This is a genomic window from Bradyrhizobium sp. CCBAU 45389 (assembly GCF_028128625.1).
GTDB lineage: Bacteria > Pseudomonadota > Alphaproteobacteria > Rhizobiales > Xanthobacteraceae > Bradyrhizobium > Bradyrhizobium liaoningense_B.
The window spans coordinates 701651-725864 of the sequence record NZ_LBIY01000099.1 but is presented as its reverse complement, the minus strand read 5'-3'; the positions used below and the strand labels follow the sequence as shown (position 1 = coordinate 725864).

The following is a 24214-nucleotide window of genomic DNA, read 5'->3' as shown; positions in this document are numbered from 1 at the left end:
GCGACGGTGACGTGACGGGGGCGTGGTGTTGGGGACGAGTACGAGGAAGCGGATCGAGCTTGCATTGCTGGCGACGACGGCGATGCTTGCGGCGAGCATGGCAACGTCGGCAGCCATTGCGCAGGTCGCGCAAAATCCGGCCAGCGCCGCCGTCCGAACCTATGCGATTCCGGCCGGACCTCTCGCCACAGCGCTCAATCGCTTCGCCGACGCCTCGCAGCTTCAATTGGTCTATAGCGGCGTCATCGCGCGCGGCCGTCAAACCGGCGGCCTCAATGGCGCGTTCACACCGCAGCAGGCGATAGCGCAGCTTCTGACCGGATCAGGCCTGTCCTATCGCTTCACCGGCGGCAACGCCGTCACGATCTTCGATCCGGCAAACAAGGACGCCAGCGCGCCACCTCCCTCCGACGGTTCGCTTGTCCTGGATACGATCGACGTGACGGCCAAGCGCTCCGACGGCTTCACGCCCGACACGCCCTATGAGACGCCCGGTTCCGTCTCGCATGTCTCGCGCGAGCAGATCGACCGCGTTCCGCCGACCTCCGCCGGTGACGTGTTCGTCAACACGCCCGGTGTCATCTCGGCCGGCAGCCATGTCGGCACCTCGATCAATCCGAACATCCGCGGTCTTCAGGGCATGGGACGCGTCGCGACGATGATCGACGGCGCGCGGCAGACCACGAGCTCCTACCGCGGCTATCTCGGAAATCGCGACGAGACCTATGTCGATCCCGACCTGATCGGCGGCATCGACATCTCCAAGGGGCCGAGCACCGGCGTCGGGGTCGGCGGCATCGCCGGCACGATCAACCTGCGCACCCTCGATGCGGGCGACATCGTCAAGGACGGCCAGTCCTACGGTGTTCGTCTCAAGGGCACGGTCGGCACCAATGCGGTGACGGAACGGGCGCCCAGCCCCCTGTCCAGCAACACCGTCAACGCAGCCAGCGAGGGCCGTCCATCCTTCTTCAACGGCGGCTCCCAGTCGGGCAGCGTGGCGGTTGGGGCGATCAAGGACAATTACGAGTTCCTCGTCGCCTATTCGAAGCACGTCCAGGGCAACTATTTCGCGGGCACGAACGTGCCTCCCGGCATCACCTTCAAGCCTGCAGCGAACGCCAATGCGCTCATCGGCCCTGGACAGGAGGTGTTCAACACCTCGGAGAATACGGAATCGTTCCTGGCCAAGGGCAAGGTGAAATGGGGCGACGGCCAGTCGCTCGAACTCAGCTACCTCTCCTATCTCTCCCACTACGGCGAACTCGACGAACTCAGCTATACGTTCGCCCTGAGCTCCGGACTGCTGCCGTACGGACAATTTGCGCTCTCGGAAACGCGCGCCGATACCTACACGGCAAAGTACAAATACGAGCCATCCGGCAATCCCTATGTGAACTTCCGCGCCAATCTCTGGCTGAGCGACGTGGCGTCGCAGCGCAACGGCCTGATTGCCGGGCCGTCGAGCATGACGACGCTGGGCGGCGATGTCGGCAACAAGTCGGTGTTCGCGACGCCGCTCGGCGAACTGACCTGGGACAACGGAATGGAGTTCACCCGGGAGCACGCGACGGCGGAGCAGTTCGCGAGCGCCATCACGGGGTCGGAGGGGTGGGAAACCAACGGCCCGTCGGGCGTGCGGCTGCTGACGGGAACGTTCACCAACGCAAGCCTGAAGCCGATCAGCTGGCTGACGCTCTCGGGCGGACTGCGCTACGACTACTATAACTCCGAGGGCGAGGGCTATCTCACCAAGTTTCCGGCTCGCTCCGGCGGGCGCGCAAGCCCCAATGCCGGCATCACCATTTCGCCGGTCGACGGCATTCAGTTCTACGGCCAGTACAAGGAAGGATATCGTCCCCCGAGCCTGCGTGAATCGCACTGGCACTATCAGGGGCTGCTCTGGAACAACCCGGATCTGCAGCCCGAGACCTCCAGGAACTACGAAGGCGGCCTGAACGTCCTCCGCAATGACGTCATCCGCGCCGGCGACAAGCTGCGGCTCAAGCTGTCGTATTTCGACAACCACTACGACGATTACATCGTCCGCTTCCAGACCGGCACCACCGGCGACCACAAATACGAATGGTACAATATCGACAGCGCCAATTATCGCGGCTTCGAGATCTCCGGCGGATATGACGCGGGGCCGCTGTTCGTCGAGGGCGCCTTCACGAAATACACCAAGATCGAATATTGCGTGACGGCAGGACACTGCGCGCCGCCGATTTCGACGGCGGTGACGGATGCGGACGGGGCGCTGAAGAACGACTACGCCGCCAACTACATTCCGCCGGAATGGGCCGGCAGCGCGACGGCGGGCGTTCGGCTGCTCGATCAGAAGCTGACGCTGGGCGTGCGCACGCAGTTCTCGTCGTCGCGCTCGGGCAGCGTCTGGCCGCCGACGGCGCAGGGCACGTTCACCTGGCCGTCGTACACCGTGTACGACTTCTTCGGCAGCTACAGGTTCAGCGAGGATTCGATCCTCAATTTCAGCGTCGAGAACATCACCGATCAGTATTATTTCGGCGCGCTGACCTCGATCGGCGTTCCGTCTCCAGGTCGCACCGCCCGCGTCAGCTACACCACGACCCTCAACGATACCTCGCCTTTCGTCGTCAAGCTTCCCGATATCCGATTGGGAAATGCCTCCCTCGGCGCGCCCGGCTCCGATTGGACCGGCCTCTATGCGGGCGGCCATCTCGGTTACGGCTTTGCCGACATCAGGGGCGTGACCACCGATGCCAAGGGGCTGTCGGGCGGCATTCCGGCGACGGAATCGGCCTATGTCGACTTTCGAAATCTCACCAAGGGTTTTCAGGGCGGCTTCAACTATCAGTTTTCCAATCGCGTCGTGATCGGCGTCGAGGGTGATTTCTCCAGGACCAAGTTCACCAAGACGCAGAACGCGGTCGCGACGGAGGGAGCCGCGCTCAAGGCAGCCAGCTTCCTGCAGGCGCAGACCGACTACAGGCTGGATTGGACGGCATCGTTGCGCGGCCGGTTCGGCTACGCGTTCGATCGCATGTTCGTCTACGCGATGGGCGGTGCGGCCTTCCTGAAAGAGACCGAAATTCGCACCCAGTACCGCTCGAACTCCGCGAGCGCGGCCCTGCCGGCGGGCACCTTGACCCAGACGACTTTCAAGGAAGAGGCGTCCGCGACCCGCCGGGGATGGACGGTGGGCGCTGGCTTCGAATATGCGCTGACGAACAATTGGTCGCTGCGGGGCGAATACGCCTACGACCACTTCGGCGACGAGACCTTCCGGTTTCCCAACGCGACCGCCGGCGTGACGCTCCCGTACTCGGTGACGACGCGCTGCACGCCCTTTCCCGCGTGCCTGCGTACCGGCCCGGCCACCATCACGACGAACTATCCCGGCTCATCCCAGACCACGAATGGACGCATGGCGCAGAACTCACTCGATCTGCAGGCGATCACGATCGGCCTGAACTACCGCTTCTGATCATTCCGATGGCGAGGGCTCTGATCCAGTTCAATCCGGGCCTGACGAACCGGAAGCTGACCGAGTTTCGAGAATTCTGCGGTGACTCACCGCAGAAGTGAAGGCTCGCCGGGTGGCGGCCGATACAGCAAGCAAGGAGACATCCGATGTCTGTCGAAATCGATCTGACCAGCAATAGCAGCGATCTCTTGAGTTACTTCAAGAACACCTGGCAGGCGGACTTTGCCTACAACGGCAATGGCAGCTTCTACGATTCGTCGGCGGCACAGCCGTTTTCGCAATGGGGCGCGGGGACCAATGGCCACAGCGGCGTCGTCCTCGAGGGCGATCTGTACTATCCCATCGGGACCGGCGGTGGCCTTTCATCGACCAGCACGCTGGACAGCCTCGACTTCGGCCACAGCTATGCCGGCGGTTCGACCGGGCCGTTCAGCGTCACCTCCGATCTCCACATCGATCTCGGCGGTGCGGCTCCGGATGCGATGTTCAATGAGGCGATCTACGCGATGTCGCATGGCGGCAACCTGCAGCAGACCACGCTTGCGGTCGCTCCGGGCGTCAGCGTTCCGTTCCATGGTCTCTACGATTACTTCGCGGAGGTCGGGACGCACCAGGTCGGCACCAGCGGCGATGATGTGCTCTACAGCTTCGCGGGCAACGACACGCTCTCCGGCAACGGAGGTAACGACACGTATACGTTCGATCTGAACGGACTCGGTCAGTTGACGACCGATTTCACCAAGATCGGCAGCGATGTCGTCACCGACTTCACGGCCGCTAACGACTCGCTGATCTTCGGTCTGCAGAGCAGCGCCTACGACACCTATGCCGAGGTGCTCGGCGCTGCGACCCAGCAGGGCGCCAACACCGTGTTCGATTTCGGCGCGCTCGGCACGGTCACGCTCGACAACGTCAACAAGACGGATCTGGTGGGTGGCACCAACCTGTTCCTCGTCTAGGTCCGGACCTTGATGTTGCTCTCCTCCAAACAGATACCGCCGCAGGCCATGCCTGCGGCGGTCGTCGCGCCCCTCAGGCGTGCCGCGGCCGGGCTGGCGCTCGTCAGCGGTGCCATCAACGTCCTGATGTTGACGGCGCCGCTGTTCATGCTGCAGGTCTATGACCGCGTCCTGGCGAGCCGCAGCGTCCCGACCCTCGTCGGCCTCGCTTGCCTGGCGCTGGGGCTCTACGTCGTCCAGGCGTTCCTGGACGTCATCCGCGCGCGCATTCTCCTGCGCGTCGGCGAGCGGATCGACCGGCAGATCTCGGCGCGGGTTCATGAGGCCATCATCCGCCTCCCGCTCGAGACGCGAACCGTCGGAGACGGCCTGCAGCCGCTTCGCGATCTCGACAGCGTCCGGAATTTTCTCGGCACCCAGGCGCCGACAGCCCTGTTCGACCTGCCCTGGATGCCGCTCTACCTCGCCATCTGCTTTCTCTTCCATGCCTGGATCGGCGTCACCGCCCTCGGCGGCGCCCTCATATTGATGTTGCTGACCGTCGCGACCGAGGCGCTCACCCGCGCATCGCTGCGCGACACCACCATGCAGGGCATGGACCGCAATGCGAAGATGGATGCGAGCCGACGGAACGCGGAAGTCGTGCGCGCCATGGGAATGAACGACGCGCTCACCACGCGGTGGTCGGCCGTCAACGGCGCCTATCTGACCTCGAACCGCCGCACCGGCGACGTCGTCAGCACATTCAGCGCGAGCTCCCGCGCGATCAGGCAGATTCTCCAGTCCGCGATCCTGGGCGTCGGCGCCTATCTCGTCATCGGGCAGGAGGTGACGGCCGGCGTGATGGTCGCGAGTTCGATCATGATGGGGCGCGCGCTTGCGCCGGTTGACCTCGCGATCTCGGGCTGGAAACCGTTCCTTGCGGCGAGACAAAGCTGGCTGCGCCTGACGGATCTGCTCGCGCTCGTGCCGCCGTCTGCCGCGGTGCTGGCGCTCCCGGCCCCGGTGGGAAATCTGACTGCCGAGACGCTGACGATCGTTCCGCCGGGTCGCAAGAGCCCGACCGTGATCGGCGTCAGCCTGAGCCTCTCGGCAGGAAGCGCGCTAGGGGTCATCGGACCGAGCGGCAGCGGAAAGTCCACGCTGATCCGCGCGCTCGTCGGCGTATGGACGCCGGCCGGCGGCAAGATCAGGCTGGACGGCGCGTCACTCGATCAATGGGACCGCCGCGCGCTCGGGACCCACACCGGCTATCTGCCTCAGGGCGTCGACCTGTTCGAAGGCACCATCGCTGAGAACATCGCCCGCTTCAATGACAATCCTGATCCCGCCGCCGTCGTCGCCGCTGCCAAGGCCGCTGGCGCGCACGATCTGATCACACAATTTGAAAAGGGCTATCAGACCAATGTCGGGGAGGGCGGCTCCGTGCTGTCGGCCGGACAACGCCAGCGCATCGGACTGGCCCGGGCGCTTTACGGCGATCCGTTCCTCGTGGTGCTCGACGAACCCAACGCCAATCTCGATGCCGATGGCGAAAGAGCCGTGGTCCACGCCATCACCGCGATCCGCGCGCGAGGGGGCATCGCGATCGTCGTTGCGCACCGTCCGAGCGCGCTCGGCGCCGTCGACCATGTCCTGATGATGGAGGCCGCACGCTGCAAGGCCTTCGGTCCGCGCGATGCGGTGCTGGCGCGCGTCCTGCGGAACGGCCATGCGCGCGCAGCGACGGCGACGGATGACGAGCCGCGATCGGGCGTACCGATGCCGCTCCGCGTGGTCGCGGGCTCAACCGAAGCGCTGGAGCGAACTGCCGGGGGCAACGATGTCGAATGACGATGTCAGCGAAGTGTCTCGTTCAATCCGGCGCCAGTTCCTGCTGGGCGGCGCTGGTTGCCTCGTCCTCTTCGCAGGGCTTGGCGGGTGGGCGACGGCGACAAATCTGGCCGGTGCCGTCGTGGCCGACGGCACATTCGTCGTCGAGTCCTATGTGAAGAGCGTGCAGCATCCGACCGGCGGCGTGGTCGGTGAATTGCTGGTGCGCGAGGGGCAGCGCGTCAATCGCGGCGACGTCCTGATCCGGCTCGATGCAACGCAGGTGAAAGCCAATCTCGCCATCGTCAGCAAGCGCCTCGATGAGCTGACGGCGCGCGAGGCCCGGCTCGAGGCGGAGCGCGACGACCAGGAGGCGATCGTGTTTCCGCCGGCGCTTGCGGCGCGGGCCGACCGCGCGGAGGTGGGGCGTGTCATGCAGGGCGAGAAGAACCTGTTCCTGTCCCGCCGCGCGACCCGGAACAGCAAGAAGGCGCAGCTGAGGGAACGCGTTGCGGAGTACGAGCATCAGATCGACGGCCTGAAGACGCAGCAATCGGCGTTCGAACGCGGCCTCGAGGTTCGCCGGCGCGAGATGGCCAGCCTGCGTGATCTGTTGCAGCGGGGGATCACGACCGTCCAGCGTCTGAACGAGCTGGAACGGGACGAGGCGACGCTGGATGCCTATCGCGGCCAGGTGGTTGCGGGGCAGGCACAGGCAGCGGGCAGCATCGCCGAGGCGAGATTGCAGATCCTGCAGGTCGATCAGGACCTCAAGGCCGAGGTCACGAACGATTTACGCGAGACGCAGGCGCAGATCGGCGAGTTCTCGGAGCGAAAGATCGCGGCCGAGGATCAGCTGCGCCGCATCGACATGATCGCGCCTCAGGACGGATGGGTGCACAACCTCTCCGTCCACACGGTCGGCGGTGTCGTGCCTCCTCGTGAAACGATGATGGAGATCGTTCCCGACGACGACCGCTTGACGCTCGAGGCGCACATTCCGCCGAGGAACATCCACGATGTTCGTCTCGGGCAGCAGGCCAGTCTGCGCCTGACCGCCTTCAACCTGCGCACGACCCCGCAGATCGAGGGAACGGTGAGCCGCGTCGGTGCCGACCTCACGCAGGACCAGCGGACCGGCACGTCGTTCTATGTCATCCGCATTTCCATTCCTCCGGACCAGCTGGCCCGGATCGCCGAGCTCAAGCTCGTTCCGGGAATGCCGGCCGAAGCGTTCATCCAGACCGGCGAGCGCACGGCGCTGTCATATCTCGTCAAGCCGCTTTCGGATCAGATCAATCGCGCCTTCAGGGAGAACTAGCGAGCATGAGCACCGCCGACGTCGAAACGCCTCTCGAAACCACCCGGTCCAGACGCCTGAAGGCCGGGACGGAAGGGCAGCATAACGGTCTCGATGAATCGATCATGGCGCAAAACCCTTTCACCAGCCGTGAGAGGTATGGCCGCTTCGTCAATGTGCAGCATGAATTCCATCGGACGATCGATCCGCTCTATTCCAGTCCGAGGCTCGGTCAATTGCTGCCCGACCTCGCAGGCCGGCGGCGCTTTGGATTGATCGGACAGGATCTGAGCGATCTGGGCATCACGCCGATCGTCGTCCGCGACGCAGTCGAATTCAGTCATGCGGGCGCCGAGATCGACTTGCCGACGGCGCTCGGCTGGCTCTACGTCGCGGAAGGCTCGAATCTCGGCGCGGCATTTCTGCTCAAGGCGGCCGGAAAACTCGGGTTGTCGGAGTCCTTCGGCGCCCGCCATCTGGCGGCGGCTCCAGAGGGGCGCGCCGCGCATTGGAAGAAATTCACGGCGGCACTCGATGCCGTGAACCTCTCCGATGCCGAGGAGGAACGTGCCATCGCCGGCGCGCGAGCTGCTTTCTCGCGCGTGCAGCATCTGGTGTTCGATCTGCTGAGGCCGGCAGCGGGGAAATGACTACGTCTTACCGCGAACAGCTTTCCTCCGCACGAGGATGGGCAAACCGCAAGCCAGCGAAAATTGATCGTTTCAGAAGCTAGCCAGCCAGCGGTGCGCATCATCTGCCGAACGGTCGGCGGCGTGGAGGATGCAGGAACGTCGAACATCTCCGCGAATGTGAACTGGGAACAGACGATGGAAAGGACGTGACATGGCTCGCTCGGAGAAGCGGCGTTGGATGATGACGGTGATCGTGTTCATCGTCACCTTGGCGTCGGGAATATCCTGCGCGATGGCAGAGCGGCCCGACACGCCGCCTGCGGCGAGCCTCGCTACGCCGGCCGGCCAGCCGGCCTCGGGAGAGGTTACAGAGGCGGTGAAGCCGACCCCGGCCGGGACCGTCCCGGCTGTTCGTTCCGAGGTCTCGTCGCGGAGCCCGGACCCGCGCGCCGGCATGCCGCGTGATCTGTCGCCGCTGGGAATGTTTGCCGCGGCCGATTGGGTGGTCAAGACCGTGATGGTCGGCCTTGCCTTTGCGTCGCTCCTGACCTGGATGGTGCTGTTCGTAAAGGCGGTCGAGATTGCCTGCGCCCGCGCTCGGGCTCAACGCGCGTTCGACGTCATCACGGCCTCGGACAGCCTCGCCGCAGCCGAATACGCGCTGATCGAGCGTGGTGGGCCGGCCGCCTTCATGGTGCGGTCGGCCAGCGAGGAGATGGCGCGCTCGGCGGCGGCGCTGGACTTTGCCAAGAATGGCGGTCTGAAGGAGCGTGTCGTTTCCAGTGTTGTCCGTATCGAGGCCCAGGCCGGCCGGCGCCTGACGCGGGGCACCGGGCTCTTGGCGACGATCGGTGCGACCGCGCCCTTTGTCGGCCTGTTCGGGACGGTGTGGGGCATCATGAACGCCTTCATCGGTATCTCGCAGGCGCAGACCACCAATCTCGCCGTGGTCGCGCCCGGCATCGCCGAGGCGCTGCTTGCCACCGCGATGGGCCTCGTCGCGGCAATTCCGGCGGTGGTCCTCTATAATGTGTTCGCCCGCACCATCACCGGCTATCGCCAATTGCTCGCCGACGCGGCGGCCGGCGTCGAACGCCTCGTGAGCCGCGATCTCGATTTCCGCAAGGTTCCGGACGCTGCGGAGCGGGCGGCACTTCCGCTGGCAGCCGAGTAGACGTCATGGCTGGTGGAATACGCGAACGCTTCGATGACGGACTCGAAGAGAGCCACGACATCAATGTCACGCCGTTCATCGACGTGATGCTGGTGCTGCTCATCATCTTCATGGTGGCGGCTCCGCTCGCGACGGTCGATATCCATGTCGACTTGCCGGCGTCGACCGCCCAGCCTGTGCCTCGTCCCGACAGGCCGCTCTATCTGTCGCTGAAGGAAGATCTGACGCTCGCTCTCGGCAACGACCCGGTGACGCGCGAGAGCCTGCAAGCCGCACTGGACGGCGCTACGCAAGGCAACAAGGACACGCGCATCTTTGTGAGAGCCGACAGGACGGTCGACTACCAGCATCTCATGGAGGTGATGAACTTGCTGCGGGGAGCCGGCTACCTGAAGGTCGCGCTGGTCGGCCTCGAGGTCGCACCGGCGACGTTCGACACCGCCGTTCCCGGAAAAGGACCGACGTCGCCGCCGGCGACAGGTGCACCGTGAGTCGTTCCGGCGGATTTGTCACGCGCGAGGTCAGGCTTGCGGAGACGGCGCTCTGGGCCTCCGGGGCGGTTTTCACGGTTGTGTTCCATGCAGGGATCGCAGCCTGGCTGCTGCGATCCGAGCTGGTCGTTGCCGCCGCCGACGCACCGCCCACCGCCGTCCTGATCGAATTGGCCGCGACGCCGCAGGCGGCGATGACGGAAATGAACGAGCTCACGCCGGCGTTGAGATCCGTCGAGGAGAACGTCGCCCAGCTTGACCAGAAGCAGGAGGAGCCGCCCAGGGACCCGCCGCCCGAACCGACGGTCGAGCCCGAGCCCGAACCGGTCGAGCCTGTGGTCAGGGAGAAGCCGCCAGAGCTGGAGAAGGTCGAGGTTTCGCTTCCGCCGGCCGCGCCCAAGATGGAAAAGCCAACGCAGAAGCCAAAGCCGCGCAAGGAGCGCGCCGCAACGGAAGCCCAGGCTGCGATCCGCGCGCAGGCGCAAGCGCAGCAATCGAGCCGCACCGCCGCCGCGCAGACGGCGTCCGGCGCTTCCTCTCTATCGCCGGCCAGTTGGCAGTCGCTCCTGATGGGACATCTGGAGCGACACAAGCGCTACCCATCGGGCGCCCGATCGCGGAGCGAGAGCGGCGTTGCCTATGTGCGCTTCACCATCGATGAGAGAGGCAACGTGCTGTCCGCGAGTCTCGCCCGCTCGGCTGGTTTCGCCGAGCTTGATCAGGAGGTGCTGGCGCTCGTGCATCGGGCCTCGCCGGTGCCGTCGCCGCCACCCGGCGCCCAGCGAACCATTACCGCGCCCGTACGTTTCAGTACGCGATGACGCGCAGTCCCAATTTTGGTCTTCGGGCTGTAGTTCCAGCCAAGACCGCCAAGGTTATCAGTGGCGGGACATGCGCCTCTACAGGGTCACCACGAGCACGGGCCAGGCGCAGATCAATCTGTCGTCCGCCACCGGTTCGAAGAACGAGATCGACTTCCTCAGCGGCATAACCGATCAGAACCTGTGGTTCGAGCAGGCCGGCAACGATCTCAAGATTGATCTGCTTGGGACGAATACCAGCACGACGATCAGCAACTGGTTCGCAGGGAATGCCGGTGCATTGCAGGAGATCACGGCCGGCGGTCTCAAGATCGACAGCCAGATCTCGGAGCTCGTGCAAGCGATGGCGACGTATTCGGCAAGCCATGCGGGGTTCGACCCGTCAAATCCGACTGTCCAGGCTCTGCCGAACGATACCGCACTCCAAAACGCGGTCACGGCGTCTTGGCATGCGTAAGATCGACGACTGAGCCGTGCCCTTCGGGGCGCGGCTTTCCAAGTCAGAAAGAAGCCGCCGGGTTCGTCACCCTGGCGGCGTCGAAAAGTTCCGAGCTGTTGATCGCCTCCGCAGCTTCGTGCGTACCGCCGTTACCTTGTTTGCGGCCATGCAGGGTCATTTTAAGTGAGGGGGGATGACTCTGCTGTAACCTCAATCACACATGCTTCACCGAGCGGAACAGCGAGCCACTCTTAAATCAAGCGCAGTTCGAAGAATCTCGCCGAGGATCTGGATGATCTCGGAGAGCTGGCGCAACCGCCGCAGCGACGATCAAGAGAACGAGAGATGTGAGGGATCTCACACGGGGATCTCGGGTCTTGCACTAATCAGAGCTTCGACTCTCTTCGAACCAACGGAGGTTCGCGTGAAGCCCTTGATGATCTCTGGCCTGGCCGCGCTGACAGTTTTCGTGGCCGCGACGAATATGCTGCGATCGCATCCGTTACCGGTAGGCCGCACATCGGGGGCGGGAACGCTTCCGGTGCAGGAGATGCAAAGAGAGGCGCAACGAGGCAGACTGCCGGCTCAAGATTTCGCAGATCGATCTCTCGTGTTTCCAAGGGAAACGCAGCAGTAGAGACAATCCTGCCGTCGCGTCTCAACTGATAGCGATCGAGCTGGACGTCCTGGGCGGCTCGCATGTCCTCGAACAGTCCGCCATGCGGCTGGTCGGGTCGCGGGTTCCGCAATTGCCGCACGCGCCGTCTCAAGGGCTCAGGAAAATCGGGTTGATCCCGTTGGGATCGCCGGGCGGCCCCAGAGATGTAAGCCGGTAGACGTCGGCTTGAAGGATAACCAGGAGCAGCGCTAACACGACGACGATGTAGATGAGCAGTGGCGATGCGCCCTGCGCGTCGGGATCGCGATGCCGCGGCGGGTGCGCGAGAGAGTGCCACAACCGCGAGATGAATTGCAGATAGGCTCTCGGGTGCAGTTGCATATTCGGCCTCGATCCATGAGGCGCCGCTGGCGAGACTGCGACCACGCTGATCGCCATTCAAGGCGCCGCTTGTCGCACCTGGAACCGGATGCGAGCTGCCCTCGTTGAGCTGAATCAAAGGGGGGCGTTTTTGCCCAGTCACGGGACGGGGTTTCGCCGTGGTGCAAAGCCGGGCAGACTGGCACGGTGGGCGCCTCGAGTGTCTCCGACGGCCAATGGATTTGACCTTGCGTCTTGCCACCGTCCTTCTGACGGCATCGCTGCTGCTCCCGCTGCGGCCCACGCAGGCGCAATTGGCGGGACACGGCGGGCCTGTCCGCGCGCTCGCCGTTTCGGTCGATGGCAAGACCGTCTTGTCGGGCAGCTTCGACACTGCAGCCATCCGATGGTCGCTGGCGACCGAGTCCGCCGAGCAGGTCCTTCGCTTCCATTCGGGTGCGGTGAACGCGGCTGCCTTCCTCGGAGACGGACGAATGGCAACGGCCGGTGCGGACGGCCAGATCGCGATCTGGAGGCCGGGCCAGCCGCAACCGGACCAGGTTGTCGAGGGGCATACGGGACCCATTGTCGGGCTCGCCGTGTCTCCTGATGCATCGAAGCTGGCATCGGCTTCGTGGGACCACACCGTGCGGATCTCATCGCTGCCCGACGGCGGGACGCGCGCGCTGCATGGCCACTCGCAAGGTGTGAACGGCGTGGCCTTTGCTCCCGATGGACAATCGCTGGTGAGCGTTGGCTACGACCTGACAGTGCGGATCTGGCCCCTGCCGGGCGGCAGCCCCGAGACCATCGTGATGCCGGCACCGCTGAACGTCGTAGCCATCGCGCCTGATGGCGAGATCGTCACCGGCGCGGCAGACGGAAAGCTGCGCATGATGACCTCCGATGGCAGACAGACCGGCGAGGTCATGGTCGCCGCCAGGCCGATCGTAGCGCTGGCGACCTCGCAAGACGGCGCTTTGCTTGCCGCGGGGGCAATCGACGGCACAGTCGCGATCGTCGATCGCAAGGCGAGGAGTGTGATGCGCACGCTCGCCGGGCTTGGCGCGCCGATCTGGTCGGTCGCGTTCTTGCCCGATGGCGCGACGCTGCTGACTGGCGGCACTGACGGCAAGATCAGGCGCTGGAATGCGCTGACCGGCGCGGCGATCGGGTCGAACGTGCTGGGCACGCCGGCGGATCCGCTCGCGGCCTATGCCGGCGATCACGGCGCCGAAATCTTCAGGGCTTGCGTGGCCTGCCATACCTTGTCGGAAACCGAGGTCCAACGCGCCGGGCCGACGCTTGCGGGACTGTTCGGCCGGAAGATCGCCTCGCTGCCGGGGTATCGCTTCTCCGACGCGCTCAAGGCCATGGACATCGTATGGACGCCGGAGACCGTCTCAAAGCTGTTCGAGATCGGGCCGAACGCCTACACGCCCGGCACCAAGATGCCGGAGCAGCACATCGGCTCGGCCGAGGATCGCCGCGCGCTCACCGACTTTCTGGCGCGTGCGACGTCGAAATAGCCCGGCAACAACGCTCTAATAGGCCGGCCATTGCTCCACGGGAATATCTGTCAGATCCGGCTTCTCGTTGAGCATGCGGGCGACGTCGGTGCTGGGATGCTCCTTGAGCGCCGTCACGACGCACTCATTGACGTATTTCCGGCGCGACAGCCACTTGATCTTCTTGCCCTTTGCCTCGGCCTTGCAGGCGACGACCGCCTGCTTGAGCGCGACCTTTTCCGCCTTGGTGAGGGCGGCGGCCTCGGCGGCCGTGCCGGCGAGAACCGTGATGGCAAGGCACGTCGAAAAACCCATCGTGAAACGAGGCATGCGGCTAGTCCTTGTTCTCGCGTTGACGCAGATAGTCATCCGTCGTCCGTGGTGGCGCGCGCTCCGGAACGTCCTGGATCGGATCGAACTGCTGCTCGCTCATGACGATGACGCGGCAATCGGCGCACATCCGCAAGGCCTCGGTCCGGCGATCTCCGGTGGGATACATCCAATGGCGCCCCTCGAGCTTTGTCGCGATCCGATCGATCGTGCTCTTGACGCCGAACGGCGTGCCGCAGCGAACGCACAGGGCCGGTTCTTCCTCCTTGATCACCTGTGCCGGCGCGCGCCTCGCCCGGAAGTCGATCTGCGGGGTGAGGGTGATGACTTTCTCGGGACACGTGCTCTGGCACAGGCCGCACTGCACGCAGGCGTCCTCGACGAATTTCAGGACGGGACGCTCGGGATCGGCGCGAAGCGCGCCGGTCGGGCAGACGGAGACACAGGACAGGCACAGCGTGCACCCGCCGGCGTCAACCGTGACCGCACCGATCGGTGCGCCCTCGGGTAAGGCGATCACGTCGACAGGCTTGGGCGCGAGGCGATGCAATTCACCGAGGCCAAAGCGAAGCAGGTCGCCGCGCTTGCCGACCGTCCGGAAGGTTGCAGGCGTTGCGAGGCCGGCAAGCGGACCGATCCCCGTCAGCTGGTCAGCCAGAATGTCGGGATCGTCGGTTTCGATCGTGGCCACGCGGCCGCCGTCAAATCCGAGCCCGGCAAGAATGGTTTCGGCCATGGCGATCGTCTGCAACAACCCGGTCATGGCGTGTCGCGGCTTGGCGCGCAGCAGGAACCGCACGGCCGCCGCACCATAGGCAAACGCGCCGATAACGGCCTCCAGGCCGACCTGCGTCAACTCGTTGACGGCGAGGGGAAGCACGTTGGCCGGCAATCCGTCGCCATGACGGGCGAGCGCATCGATCAGCGGTGTGCCGTGCCCGCTGTCATGCAGCAGCAGGATCGGATCCGTGCCGCCAGCCTCGCGGTAGGCGAGCAACATGGCACGAAGGATCTGCAACTGGGTGTCGGCGGGCGGCAGCGCGTAGGACGCAGCTCCGGTCGGGCAGGCGGCCGCGCATTGCCCGCAACCTGCGCAGACCGCTGCGTTGACCGCGACATGGTCGCCGTCCGGCGTGATCGCACCGGTCGGGCAGAGATCGAGGCAGCGATGGCATCCGGTCAGCTTCGAGCGCGAATGCGCGCAGAGGCTGGGTGTGAAGTCGACATATCTGGGCTTGTCGAAACTTCCGACGAGATCGCGCGCGGCGAGCACGGCACGCAGCACTGCCGCGGGATCTTTCGGATCCGCACGGAGATAGCCGTCCCGCAGGTCGTGCGCAGGGAACAGCGGCGGATCGCCGGAGAGGTCGAGCACGAGATTGCAGCGTGAGGTCGCCCCATTGCGCGGGGTTCCGAACACGAAGCGGTCGCGCGAAGACGGGCGCGGCTGCGCATAGTCGTCGATCGTGAGCTCGAAGGCGCCAAAATGGCCCCGCGCGTTGCGGATCGTGCCCTTCACGATCGGGAACACGGCCGCGGCAGGCGGCGTCACGTCTCTCGGCTGCTTGAGCATGACCGTCACATCGAGATGATCTGCGAGCAGCCGCCCGGCTTCGATCGCCGCCTCGTCCTGCCCATAGATCAGGATGATGCCGTCACTCGACAGCGTGACGAGCGGATAGTCCGGTGCGGGAATCTCAGCCGCGGCAAGCAGCGCCGCCATCTTCGCGCCGGCATTCGCGCCGTCGCGAGACCAGCCGGCCGTTTCGCGGATGTTGACGAAGCTGATCCCGTCAGGGCGTTCGCCTGCCTCATCGGTGAACTGCGCAGCCTGCTGCGTGCAGGCAACCGTCAGCGGGCCTTCGGCTTTTGCGGCGTTGCGAAAATGATCGAGCTCCGCGCCGCAGAGATGACGATGGCTCCTGATCTCGCAATTGGGGCATCCACGCCGGATCGTGGCCACGTCGAGGCGCATCGTGTCTTCACACGAGCAGATCAGGACGGTTTTCGCTGGCTGCTTCAGGTCAATCCCTCCGCCAGTGCGGCGCCGACTTACGGACTCGCGCCATTCCTGCACCTCGTATAGATTTTCACTATCGGGAAGAAAAGGAAAGTGGAGGACGGCCTTGCGGTCGACCCCAACCAGCCACGTTTCCCTGGCGGAAGCGATCCATCTGCCGCCGCCGTTCACGCTCGTCCGGCTGCGTGAGGGGGGAGACGCCTTCGCGCACGCTTCTCGCATTGCACCAAAAAGCGGCGCCGGCACGCTGGTGTATGTCGGGCGGTTCGATCTCGCCGAATTTGCCGTGGTGCTCGATCCGGGCGAACCGTTGAGGACCGCGCGGCGCGCCTTCTACGCCGGCATGGTCGCGCTCACTGACGCTCTTCGCGCCTACGCGCCGCCGAACAAGACGGTCGCGATCGGCTGGCCCGACGCCGTCAAGATCGATGGCGGGCTGGTCGGCGGTGGGCGGATGGGATGGCCCTCGTCTGTGCGCGAGGACGAGCCGCCCGCCTGGCTGGTGTTTGGCGCCATGATCCGGACGGTCGCAATGGCCGAGCAGGGGCCCGGCATTCATCCGCTCGCGTCCGCACTCGATGAGGAGGGGTTTGGCGAAGCCGGAGCCGCAGAGGTGACCGAGAGTTTTGCACGGCACCTGATGCGGGTGTTCGATAGCTGGCAGGTCGATGGCTTTGACAGCGTCGCGCGCGACTATCTCAGCCGGATTCCCCGTGAGCGGGGAACCGTCCTGCGGATCGACGAGAGCGGCGATCTCCTCACGCGCCGCGTCGGCACCGACAGGGTCGAGCGGAGCGAGCTCGTCAAGGCGCTCGCCAAGCCATCCTGGCTCGATCCGAAACTCGGGGGGCCGCGGCTATGAAACTGCTGCGCACCATCGCGCTCGATCCCTCCGATACGTTCGTGTTCGATGCGGCGGCCGAGCCCGGCGAATGGGCCGTCTCGGGCGCGTTCCGCTTCTGCGACCAGGATCCCGCGACGTTGAGCGGCAAGGCGCGCGCGGCGTTTCGCAGTGGCTTCCTCGGGGTGCAATCCTGGGGCTGGTCGACGCTGGCGCAGATTGTGCCGGCAACGGAGAGCGATTGCCGGGCGCTGATCGAGCTCCTTGCCGGCCAACTCATCGATCGTTTCGGCGCGCCGGATCCGGCAACCGCGCGGACGGCCGCCGAAGAGGAGGTTGCCTTTGTGCAGTCGCTCTGCACGCATCCGATCAGTTCGCTCATTGCCGTCCACCGCTCGGTCAGCGGCGGCGAGGTCCGCGAGTCGTTCCGCAGGTTGCAGCTGCGGCAAGGGCAGGGGCACGGCAAGGCGTTCTCGTTCATGGAAGCCGAAGATGATGTCGAACCCGACAGCAATGTCAGGCTTGCCGATATGAGCCAGGAGCCGCAGCCCCGATGAACGATTTCTGGATCGCGTGCGGCCACCATCTGCTCGATCGCAATGAGAGCGGCGGGCTTTGCGTCACCGACGAGTTCCTGAAGGCCTATTTTGCCCGTCCCGAGCTGATTCCGCCGGACGAAGCATGCCCGGTCGAGCGGCGGCTGCACCGCGCGCTGCTTGCCGCCCCCCGCCGGCCGGTCGGTGCTGACGAGGTCGCAGCGATTGTCGATGCGGATGCCCGGGAGAATTGGCGGTTCGTGCTCGCCTTTCGCGACCTCCTCGTACGGCATCCGACGCTCGAGGCCGCCTATCTTGCAACCGTCCGGTCGCGCGCCAACGATTTGCCGCCGCTGTTCGTCAATCAGCTCGTGCATGTGATCCTGCGCAATGCGCTCGATGGCTGCGATGATCCCTTCGTGCTGCGCGCAGCCGAGCTGTTCTTCCGCCCGCAGCGCATCCTGCCGCATGAGCAGGCTTTGCTGCTCGGAGACGAAGAGGTCGTCGGTGGGCAGAGCCCGACCCCGGTGCTGTCGCTGATGTCGATGCTGGGGGCTGCGACCGATGCCCAGCTCGACGTCCTGAGCGAGGACAATGCCGACGACTATTGGCACCGAAGCGACGATTTCGACATGGCGTTCGACCTCACCGCAAGCGGCCGCGGGTCGAGGGCGCTGGCCCAGGCGATGACGCGCTGGATCTCCCATCTGCTCGGGATCGACGTCGGCATTGAGCCGCTGCGGGAATTGCATGATGCGCGGCTCACCTGGTATGTCGGGCTCGACGCCGATGCGACCAGGCTGGGCGACCGTCTCTGGCATGGGGAGCAACTCGATGACCGCAGCGCCGGCCGTGTGCTTTCATTGTTCCGCCTGACGTTTGCGGACAAGAGTGCGGCCGCAGACGAGATGCAGGGCGAGCCGGTCTATCTCATTCTGTCGGTGAACTCCGATCAGAAGCTCCGGATGAAGCCGCAGAATTTGCTGACGGGGTTGCCGATCAAACATCTGGAGATGGTGACATGAGCCCGGCTGCGCTGCCGCTCGTGCGCATTCCTGTCGGCATCGTGGTCGAGCGGCACAAGGCGGACTCGCCGTGGACCGACTTCGTCTGGCGCGCCGTCGCCGTGCTGCCGGACAAGCCGGACACAAAGCTCTGGACGGTGCTCCGCCAAGAGGGAGGTGGGACACTCTTTTATGCCGGCAGCGCTATGGTCGATCTCTACAGTTCCGAGACCGCGCGCTATCGCGATAATCTCGCTTCGGGGAGCCCGAGCATCTGGACAGTATTGTCGCCTGCGGAAGGCGTCTGGCCCTATTCGGTGGCTGCCGCCACCGCCGATCCTGCGGAAGGCGAAGCCTTCACGGAGGCCGGTGCCAATCTGGTCGAGGCCGTTCCCATGCCGGACGTGCTGCGCGAGCAGATTGAAAGCTTCGTTGCCGAGCACCACGTCGAACGGGAGTTCTTCAAACGCAAGCGGCGGCAGGCCGATCCGGAGGCGCTGGCGCGCCGGCAGCATGAAGGCGGACACGAATGAGCGAGGATAAGTTCCTGGCGCGCTGGTCCCGGCTCAAGCAGGAGGCAAAGGAGACCGCTGCGCAACCGGATCCGGCAATGCACGACAACACGCAGTCGGCGCCGCCGCCCGCCACGAAAGACGACGACGTGGAGTTCGACCTCTCGAGCCTGCCTTCGATCGATTCGATCACATCAGCGACCGATATCAAGGCGTTCCTGCGCAAAGGGATACCGCAGGAGCTGACACGTGCGGCGCTTCGTCGCGCCTGGAGCGCTGATCCCGTCATACGCGACTTCGTGGGACTTGCCGAAAACGCATGGGACTTCAACGATCCCTCCGCAATGCCGGGCTTTGGGCCGCTGGATTGTTCGGAAGCAGAACTGGCCGCGTTCGTGGACAGGATCATCGGCGGCATCAGCAAGTCGGCCGAGGCGCTGTCCGAGACTCCGGTTGAAGTCGCGGATTCTTCGCGGGAATTGCCCGAGGTTGAGAGATCAAATGTCGAGATCGTGGCCGAAGAGGAAGCGCGCCCCGCACCTGCTCCTGCTGCAGCGCAACTAACAGTCGCCGAAAGCACTGGAAGTGAACAGCTGTCGGTTCCTCGCCGCACGCATGGCGGCGCGCTGCCCCCCTAGGACTCCCCAACGAAAGACCATAGCCTCAAACTATGGGAGGCGATTGACCCTCTGTTGGGCCAGGACTACGCTTGGTCTAGCGCTTTGTAGAAAAAGAAAAATCAGCACCTGGGACTTGGATGGGAGGTCCACGTGCGTGATGACGGCCTTGAGCGAGCCATTGACGCCGCGGGCGGCGTGGCAGGACTTGCGCGCAAAATCGGCATTAGCCAACCCTCCGTTTCGAACTGGACAAAGGTGCCCGCACAACGGGTGGTTGCGGTCGAAGCGGCCACCGGCGTATCGCGCAATGACTTGCGGCCTGATTTGTACAGCGAGCCGCCGCTTCTGCCCGAAGTTCCGATTGAACCCGTCGATGCGGCGCGTGCGCAGGAATATTTGCTGCTCGCGACTCTCTTGCTCGCGGCACCATCAGGAAGGCTACTTGATCAACTGGCCGCATTGACGGGCGATGCGACGCCGCTCGGACGCGCGCATGCCGCGCTGGCTGAAGCCGCCGCCAATGCAGTCCCAGCGAAGGTCGAACGTGAATATTTCGACCTGTTCGTCGGTCTCGGTCGCGGCGAGCTCCTGCCCTATGCCTCCTATTACCTGACCGGATTTCTCAACGAGCGGCCGCTGTCACGCTTGCGCGCCGACCTCGCTGCGCTTGGGATCGAGCGTGCCGCGAACAATCCGGAGCCGGAAGATCACGCCGGCATCCTGTGCGAGGTCATGGCGGGCTTTGCGGGAGGCCGCTTCCCGGCGTCGTTCGAGGCGCAGCACGCATTCTTCGACAAGCACGTCGGGCCCTGGATCGGTCGGCTGTTCGCCGACATCGAGCGCGCGGAGAACGCCATCTTCTATCGTACGGTCGGCGCGCTCGGTCGCGCCTTTATCGACATCGAGACGGAAGCATTCACGTTCGCCAACTGACCTGCACCGGCAGGTCCAGGAGAGATGCGATGAGTGAAGACAGGAAAACCACAGTCGGGCGTCGCGATTTCCTGCGCAAGGTCGGCGTCGGCACGGTGGGCGCCGGCGCGACGCTTGCGACACCGTTGGTCGGGGCCGCGCACGCTGACAGCGAAACCAACGATGAGAAGCGCAAGGCGCGCTACAAGGAAACCGATCACGTCAAGGCCTTCTATCGCGTCAATCGTTATCCGGCCAAGGGAGGTTGACCGTGCTGATCAAGCGAACAAACCAGCATTCCCTGCGCCATGGTTCCGTTGCCGAGTCCCTTGCGGGGCAGGCCGGCAGTCTCGACCGCCGCAGCTTCCTGCGAAAATCCGGTCTTGCCGGTGGCGCGCTCGCCGCGCTCGGCACGCTGCCGGTCGGTGGCGTGCGCAAGGCGGAAGCGGCCGTGGCCGGCCCGCTCACCGCGGGCGCGACCGTCCGCAAGAGCATCTGCACGCATTGCTCGGTCGGGTGCACGGTCACGGCCGAGGTCCTGAACGGGGTATGGATCGGCCAGGAGCCGAGTTGGGATTCGCCGATCAATCGCGGTTCGCATTGCGCCAAGGGCGCCTCCGTGCGTGAGCTCGTGCACAGCGAGCGGCGGCTGCGCTATCCGATGAAACTGGTGGGTGGCCAGTGGACCCGCGTCTCCTGGGATACCGCGATCAACGAGATTGGAGACAAGCTTCAGGCTGTGCGCGAGAAGTCGGGCCCTGACTCCGTTTATTGGCTCGGCTCGGCCAAGATGACCAATGAAGGCGCCTACCTATTCCGCAAGCTCGGCGCATTCTGGGGAACCAACAACACCGATCACCAGGCCCGCATCTGCCATTCGACCACAGTCACCGGCGTCGCCAACACCTGGGGCTACGGCGCGATGACCAACAGCTACAATGACATCCGCAATGCGAAGACGCAGATGATTTTGGGCGGCAATCCGGCGGAGGCGCATCCGGTGTCGCTGCAGCACCTGCTCGAGGGGAAGGAACTGCAAAAGGCCAACTTCGTCGTCATCGATCCGCGCCTGACGCGCACCGCCGCGCATGCGACCGAATATGTGCGGATGCGGCCGGGGACGGACATCCCCATACTCTACGGCATGATGTGGCACATCCTCCAGAACGGCTGGGAGGACAAGGAGTTCATCCGGCAGCGCGTCTACGGTTTTGACGACCTCAAGAAGGAGGTCGAGAAGTGGACTCCGGACGAAGTCGAGCGAGTCACCGGCATTCCCGGCGAGCAGCTCAAGCGCGTCGCCAAGATGTTCGCCACCGAGAAGCCGGCCACGCTGATCTGGGCCATGGGACAGACCCAGAAGACCGTCGGCACCGCCAACGTGCGCGCCAGCTGCATCCTGCTGCTGATGACCGGCAATGTCGGCGGAGAGGGCAAGGGAGCCAACATCTTCCGCGGCCACGACAACGTGCAGGGCGCCACCGACGTCGGGCTCGATATCGTCACGCTGCCGTTCTACTACGGCCTCGCCGAGGGCGCCTGGAAGCATTGGTCGCGGGTTTGGGAGGTCGACTATGACTTCCTGAAGTCGCGCTTCGACTCCAAGCAGATCATGGAAACGCCGGGCATCCCGCTGACCCGCTGGTTCGAAGCGGCGACGCTGCCGAAGGATCAGGTCGCGCAGAAGGACAATGTCAGGGCGGTGTTCGTGCAGGGACACGCCTCCAACAGCATCACCCGCATTCCTGAATCCCTCAACGGCCTGAAGGCACTCGATCTGCTCGTCATCGCCGACCCGCACCCGACGACCTGGGCCTCGCTGGCGGTCGAAGCGGGGCGCAAGGATGGCATCTACATCCTGCCGGTCGCCACGCAGTTCGAGTGCAAGGGCTCGCGCGTCGCCTCCAACCGCTCGCTGCAATGGGGCGAGCAGATCGTGAAGCCGATCTTCGAGTCGAAGGATGATCTCGAAATCATCTATCTGATGGCGAAGAAGCTCGGCTTCGCCGACCAGATGTTCAAGAAGATCAAGATCGAGAACAATCTGCCTGAAGCCGAAGATGTGCTGCGCGAGATGAACCGCGGCAGCTGGTCGACCGGCTATTGCGGGCAATCGCCCGAGCGCCTCAAGGCGCACATGAAGAACCAGGCCAAGTTCGACATGCTGACGATGCGCGCGCCGAAGGACGATCCAGAGGTCGGCGGCGACTATTACGGCCTGCCTTGGCCATGTTGGGGATCGCCGGAGGTCAAGCATCCCGGCACGCCGCTGCTCTACAATACCAATCTGCACGTGATGGATGGCGGCGGCACGTTCCGGCCGCGGTTCGGCGTCGAGCGCGAGGAGAAGCTGCCGGACGGCACGACGCGCAAGGTGAGCCTGCTCGCGGATGGCTCGTACTCGCTGGGGTCGGGCATCCAGGACGGCTATCCGGAATTTACGCTCGCGAGCTTGAAGAAGCTCGGCTGGGACACCGAGCTCACCGAAGCGGAAATGGCGGTGATCAACAAGGTCAACCCGGCCACTCCGGACGCGGTGTCGTGGGCGCTCGACCTGTCGGGCGGCATCCAGCGCGTCGCGCTGGCGCATGGCTGCGTTCCCTATGGCAACGGCAAGGCGCGCATGCATGCCTTCGGCTTGCCCGATCCCATCCCGGTTCATCGCGAGCCGATCTACACGCCGCGCGTCGATCTTGTCGCCAAATACCCCACGCTGCCCGACGCCAAGCAGTTCCGGATGCCCAATATCGGCTTCTCCGTGCAGAAGGCCGCGGTGGAGAAGGGAATTGCAAAGCAGTTCCCGCTCATCCTGTCCTCCGGCCGTCTGGTCGAATATGAGGGCGGCGGCGAGGAGACCCGGACCAATCCGTGGCTCGCCGAATTGCAGCAGGACATGTTCATCGAGATCAACCCTGCCGACGCCGCCGAGCGCGGCGTCAAGGATGGCGGCTGGGTCTGGGTCACGGGAGCCGAGAACAATTCCCGGGCAAGGATGAAGGCGCTCGTCACCGAACGCGTCGGCAAGGGAGTTGCCTGGATGCCCTTCCACTTCGGTGGCTGGCTTGCGGGCAAGGATCTCCGCGGCAACTACCCGAAGGGCACCGACCCGATCGTGCTCGGTGAAAGCGCGAACACGATCACCACCTACGGATACGATCCCGCGACGAACATGCAGGAGACCAAGGTCACTCTCTGCCAGATCGCGGCGGCATAAGGAGCAACGACGATGGCACGTATGAAGTTTCTCTGCGACGCCGACCGTTGCATCGAGTGCAACGCCTGCGTCACGGCCTGCAAGAACGAGCACGAGGTCCCCTGGGGCATCAACCGTCGCAGGGTCGTCACCATCGCCGATGGCAAGCCGGGTGAACGATCGGTCTCGATGGCCTGCATGCACTGCACGGATGCTCCGTGCGCGGCGGTGTGCCCGGTGAACTGTTTCTATACCACCGCCGATGGCGTGGTCCTGCACTCCAAGGATCTCTGCATCGGCTGCGGCTATTGCTTCTACGCTTGTCCGTTTGGCGCGCCGCAATATCCGAAGGTCGGCAATTTCGGCTCGCGCGGAAAAATGGACAAATGTACCTACTGCGCCGGCGGTCCCGAGGCCGACGGCAGCAAGGAGGAATACGAAAAATACGGCGCGAACCGCCTGGCCGAGGGCAAGCTGCCGCTGTGCGCCGAGATGTGCTCGACCAAGTCGCTGCTGGCCGGCGACGGCGAGATCATCGCCCAGATCTACAAGGAGCGCGTGTTGAAGCGCGGCTATGGCTCCGGCGCATGGGGCTGGAAGACCGCCTATCGCGAAACAATCGAGTCCTGAAGGCGCCGCGCGCCATCGTACAAATGCCGGGA

Annotated in this window: 22 protein-coding genes; 19 read left to right on the top strand and 3 right to left on the bottom strand. The window is 64.7% G+C overall.

Annotated elements, in window-relative coordinates; all coding sequences use genetic code 11:
* The first annotated feature begins 28 nt into the window (after positions 1-28).
* The 9 genes from XH79_RS42620 to XH79_RS42580 all read left to right on the top strand — a co-directional run bounded on the left by XH79_RS42620 (position 29) and on the right by XH79_RS42580 (position 11115).
* A complete protein-coding gene (locus XH79_RS42620) occupies positions 29-3469 on the top strand; it encodes a TonB-dependent receptor domain-containing protein (RefSeq protein WP_271585623.1) in 3441 nt (1146 codons plus the stop codon).
* Between the two features lie 146 nt (positions 3470-3615).
* Positions 3616-4428 (top strand): hemolysin, encoded by an 813-nt coding sequence (locus tag XH79_RS42615; RefSeq protein WP_271585622.1) that lies wholly within the window; start codon positions 3616-3618, stop codon positions 4426-4428.
* Between the two features lie 12 nt (positions 4429-4440).
* Entirely contained in the window at positions 4441-6261 is a 1821-nt protein-coding gene (locus XH79_RS42610; protein WP_271585621.1) for a type I secretion system permease/ATPase, read from the top strand.
* Positions 6251-7561: an HlyD family type I secretion periplasmic adaptor subunit gene (locus tag XH79_RS42605; RefSeq protein ID WP_271585620.1), complete on the top strand. Its 1311-nt coding sequence runs from the start codon at positions 6251-6253 to the stop codon at positions 7559-7561. Before XH79_RS42610 ends, XH79_RS42605 begins: the two co-directional genes overlap by 11 nt.
* Positions 7562-7566: 5 nt before the next feature.
* Positions 7567-8190, top strand: a complete 624-nt coding sequence (locus XH79_RS42600) for a biliverdin-producing heme oxygenase (protein WP_271585619.1) — start codon at positions 7567-7569, stop codon at positions 8188-8190.
* A gap of 193 nt (positions 8191-8383) precedes the next feature.
* Positions 8384-9346, top strand: a complete 963-nt coding sequence (gene exbB / locus XH79_RS42595; protein WP_271585618.1) for a tonB-system energizer ExbB — start codon at positions 8384-8386, stop codon at positions 9344-9346.
* A 5-nt stretch (positions 9347-9351) separates the two neighbouring features.
* Positions 9352-9837 (top strand): TonB system transport protein ExbD, encoded by a 486-nt coding sequence (gene exbD / locus XH79_RS42590; protein ID WP_271585617.1) that lies wholly within the window; start codon positions 9352-9354, stop codon positions 9835-9837.
* On the top strand, positions 9834-10658 hold the full coding sequence (locus XH79_RS42585) for an energy transducer TonB family protein (protein WP_271585616.1): 825 nt from the start codon (positions 9834-9836) through the stop codon (positions 10656-10658). The genes exbD and XH79_RS42585 overlap by 4 nt, the downstream gene beginning before the upstream one ends.
* A gap of 70 nt (positions 10659-10728) precedes the next feature.
* Complete coding sequence (locus tag XH79_RS42580; RefSeq protein ID WP_271585615.1) at positions 10729-11115, top strand: hypothetical protein; 387 nt, start codon at positions 10729-10731, stop codon at positions 11113-11115.
* A gap of 748 nt (positions 11116-11863) precedes the next feature.
* Here the strand turns inward: XH79_RS42580 and XH79_RS42575 are convergent.
* Complete coding sequence (locus XH79_RS42575) at positions 11864-12154, bottom strand: hypothetical protein (RefSeq protein ID WP_212345328.1); 291 nt, start codon at positions 12152-12154, stop codon at positions 11864-11866.
* Positions 12155-12312: 158 nt separating this feature from the next.
* On the opposite strand from XH79_RS42575, the gene XH79_RS42570 reads away from it, so the two are divergent.
* Positions 12313-13605, top strand: coding sequence for a c-type cytochrome (locus tag XH79_RS42570; RefSeq protein ID WP_271585614.1), 1293 nt, complete (start codon positions 12313-12315; stop codon positions 13603-13605).
* A 15-nt stretch (positions 13606-13620) separates the two neighbouring features.
* On the opposite strand, the gene XH79_RS42565 is transcribed toward XH79_RS42570, so the two are convergent.
* Complete coding sequence (locus XH79_RS42565) at positions 13621-13914, bottom strand: hypothetical protein (RefSeq protein WP_271585613.1); 294 nt, start codon at positions 13912-13914, stop codon at positions 13621-13623.
* 4 nt (positions 13915-13918) lie between these two features.
* Complete coding sequence (locus XH79_RS42560) at positions 13919-15889, bottom strand: 4Fe-4S binding protein (protein WP_271585612.1); 1971 nt, start codon at positions 15887-15889, stop codon at positions 13919-13921.
* A gap of 151 nt (positions 15890-16040) precedes the next feature.
* Between XH79_RS42560 and XH79_RS42555 the strand changes: the two genes are divergently transcribed.
* The 9 genes from XH79_RS42555 to fdh3B all read left to right on the top strand — a co-directional run bounded on the left by XH79_RS42555 (position 16041) and on the right by fdh3B (position 24182).
* A complete protein-coding gene (locus tag XH79_RS42555; protein WP_271585611.1) occupies positions 16041-16796 on the top strand; it encodes a biotin/lipoate--protein ligase family protein in 756 nt (251 codons plus the stop codon).
* The gene (locus XH79_RS42550) at positions 16793-17332 is read left to right on the top strand and encodes a DUF6505 family protein (protein ID WP_271585610.1); all 540 of its coding nucleotides are present in this window, start codon (positions 16793-16795) and stop codon (positions 17330-17332) included. Before XH79_RS42555 ends, XH79_RS42550 begins: the two co-directional genes overlap by 4 nt.
* Positions 17329-18336: a DUF6352 family protein gene (locus XH79_RS42545; RefSeq protein ID WP_271585609.1), complete on the top strand. Its 1008-nt coding sequence runs from the start codon at positions 17329-17331 to the stop codon at positions 18334-18336. Before XH79_RS42550 ends, XH79_RS42545 begins: the two co-directional genes overlap by 4 nt.
* Complete coding sequence (locus XH79_RS42540) at positions 18333-18848, top strand: DUF3305 domain-containing protein (protein ID WP_271585608.1); 516 nt, start codon at positions 18333-18335, stop codon at positions 18846-18848. The genes XH79_RS42545 and XH79_RS42540 overlap by 4 nt, the downstream gene beginning before the upstream one ends.
* The gene (locus XH79_RS42535; RefSeq protein ID WP_271585607.1) at positions 18845-19465 is read left to right on the top strand and encodes a DUF3306 domain-containing protein; all 621 of its coding nucleotides are present in this window, start codon (positions 18845-18847) and stop codon (positions 19463-19465) included. The genes XH79_RS42540 and XH79_RS42535 overlap by 4 nt, the downstream gene beginning before the upstream one ends.
* Positions 19466-19597: 132 nt before the next feature.
* Entirely contained in the window at positions 19598-20380 is a 783-nt protein-coding gene (locus XH79_RS42530; protein ID WP_271585606.1) for a molecular chaperone TorD family protein, read from the top strand.
* 29 nt (positions 20381-20409) lie between these two features.
* A complete protein-coding gene (locus XH79_RS42525; RefSeq protein ID WP_271585605.1) occupies positions 20410-20628 on the top strand; it encodes a twin-arginine translocation signal domain-containing protein in 219 nt (72 codons plus the stop codon).
* A 2-nt stretch (positions 20629-20630) separates the two neighbouring features.
* The gene (locus XH79_RS42520; protein ID WP_212345342.1) at positions 20631-23573 is read left to right on the top strand and encodes a formate dehydrogenase subunit alpha; all 2943 of its coding nucleotides are present in this window, start codon (positions 20631-20633) and stop codon (positions 23571-23573) included.
* A gap of 12 nt (positions 23574-23585) precedes the next feature.
* Positions 23586-24182, top strand: a complete 597-nt coding sequence (gene fdh3B / locus XH79_RS42515; protein ID WP_011088224.1) for a formate dehydrogenase FDH3 subunit beta — start codon at positions 23586-23588, stop codon at positions 24180-24182.
* Positions 24183-24214: the final 32 nt, after the last annotated feature.

Coding starts and splice junctions, on each gene's coding strand:
- XH79_RS42615 (WP_271585622.1), top strand. CDS start 3,616: ATGTCTGTCGAAATCGATCTGACCAGCAATAGCAGCGATCTCTTGAGT.
- XH79_RS42610 (WP_271585621.1), top strand. CDS start 4,441: ATGTTGCTCTCCTCCAAACAGATACCGCCGCAGGCCATGCCTGCGGCG.
- XH79_RS42605 (WP_271585620.1), top strand. CDS start 6,251: ATGTCGAATGACGATGTCAGCGAAGTGTCTCGTTCAATCCGGCGCCAG.
- XH79_RS42600 (WP_271585619.1), top strand. CDS start 7,567: ATGAGCACCGCCGACGTCGAAACGCCTCTCGAAACCACCCGGTCCAGA.
- exbB (WP_271585618.1), top strand. CDS start 8,384: ATGGCTCGCTCGGAGAAGCGGCGTTGGATGATGACGGTGATCGTGTTC.
- exbD (WP_271585617.1), top strand. CDS start 9,352: ATGGCTGGTGGAATACGCGAACGCTTCGATGACGGACTCGAAGAGAGC.
- XH79_RS42580 (WP_271585615.1), top strand. CDS start 10,729: ATGCGCCTCTACAGGGTCACCACGAGCACGGGCCAGGCGCAGATCAAT.
- XH79_RS42575 (WP_212345328.1), bottom strand. CDS start 12,154: ATGGCGATCAGCGTGGTCGCAGTCTCGCCAGCGGCGCCTCATGGATCG.
- XH79_RS42570 (WP_271585614.1), top strand. CDS start 12,313: ATGGATTTGACCTTGCGTCTTGCCACCGTCCTTCTGACGGCATCGCTG.
- XH79_RS42565 (WP_271585613.1), bottom strand. CDS start 13,914: ATGCCTCGTTTCACGATGGGTTTTTCGACGTGCCTTGCCATCACGGTT.
- XH79_RS42560 (WP_271585612.1), bottom strand. CDS start 15,889: ATGCGCCTCGACGTGGCCACGATCCGGCGTGGATGCCCCAATTGCGAG.
- XH79_RS42550 (WP_271585610.1), top strand. CDS start 16,793: ATGAAACTGCTGCGCACCATCGCGCTCGATCCCTCCGATACGTTCGTG.
- XH79_RS42545 (WP_271585609.1), top strand. CDS start 17,329: ATGAACGATTTCTGGATCGCGTGCGGCCACCATCTGCTCGATCGCAAT.
- XH79_RS42540 (WP_271585608.1), top strand. CDS start 18,333: ATGAGCCCGGCTGCGCTGCCGCTCGTGCGCATTCCTGTCGGCATCGTG.
- XH79_RS42535 (WP_271585607.1), top strand. CDS start 18,845: ATGAGCGAGGATAAGTTCCTGGCGCGCTGGTCCCGGCTCAAGCAGGAG.
- XH79_RS42525 (WP_271585605.1), top strand. CDS start 20,410: ATGAGTGAAGACAGGAAAACCACAGTCGGGCGTCGCGATTTCCTGCGC.
- fdh3B (WP_011088224.1), top strand. CDS start 23,586: ATGGCACGTATGAAGTTTCTCTGCGACGCCGACCGTTGCATCGAGTGC.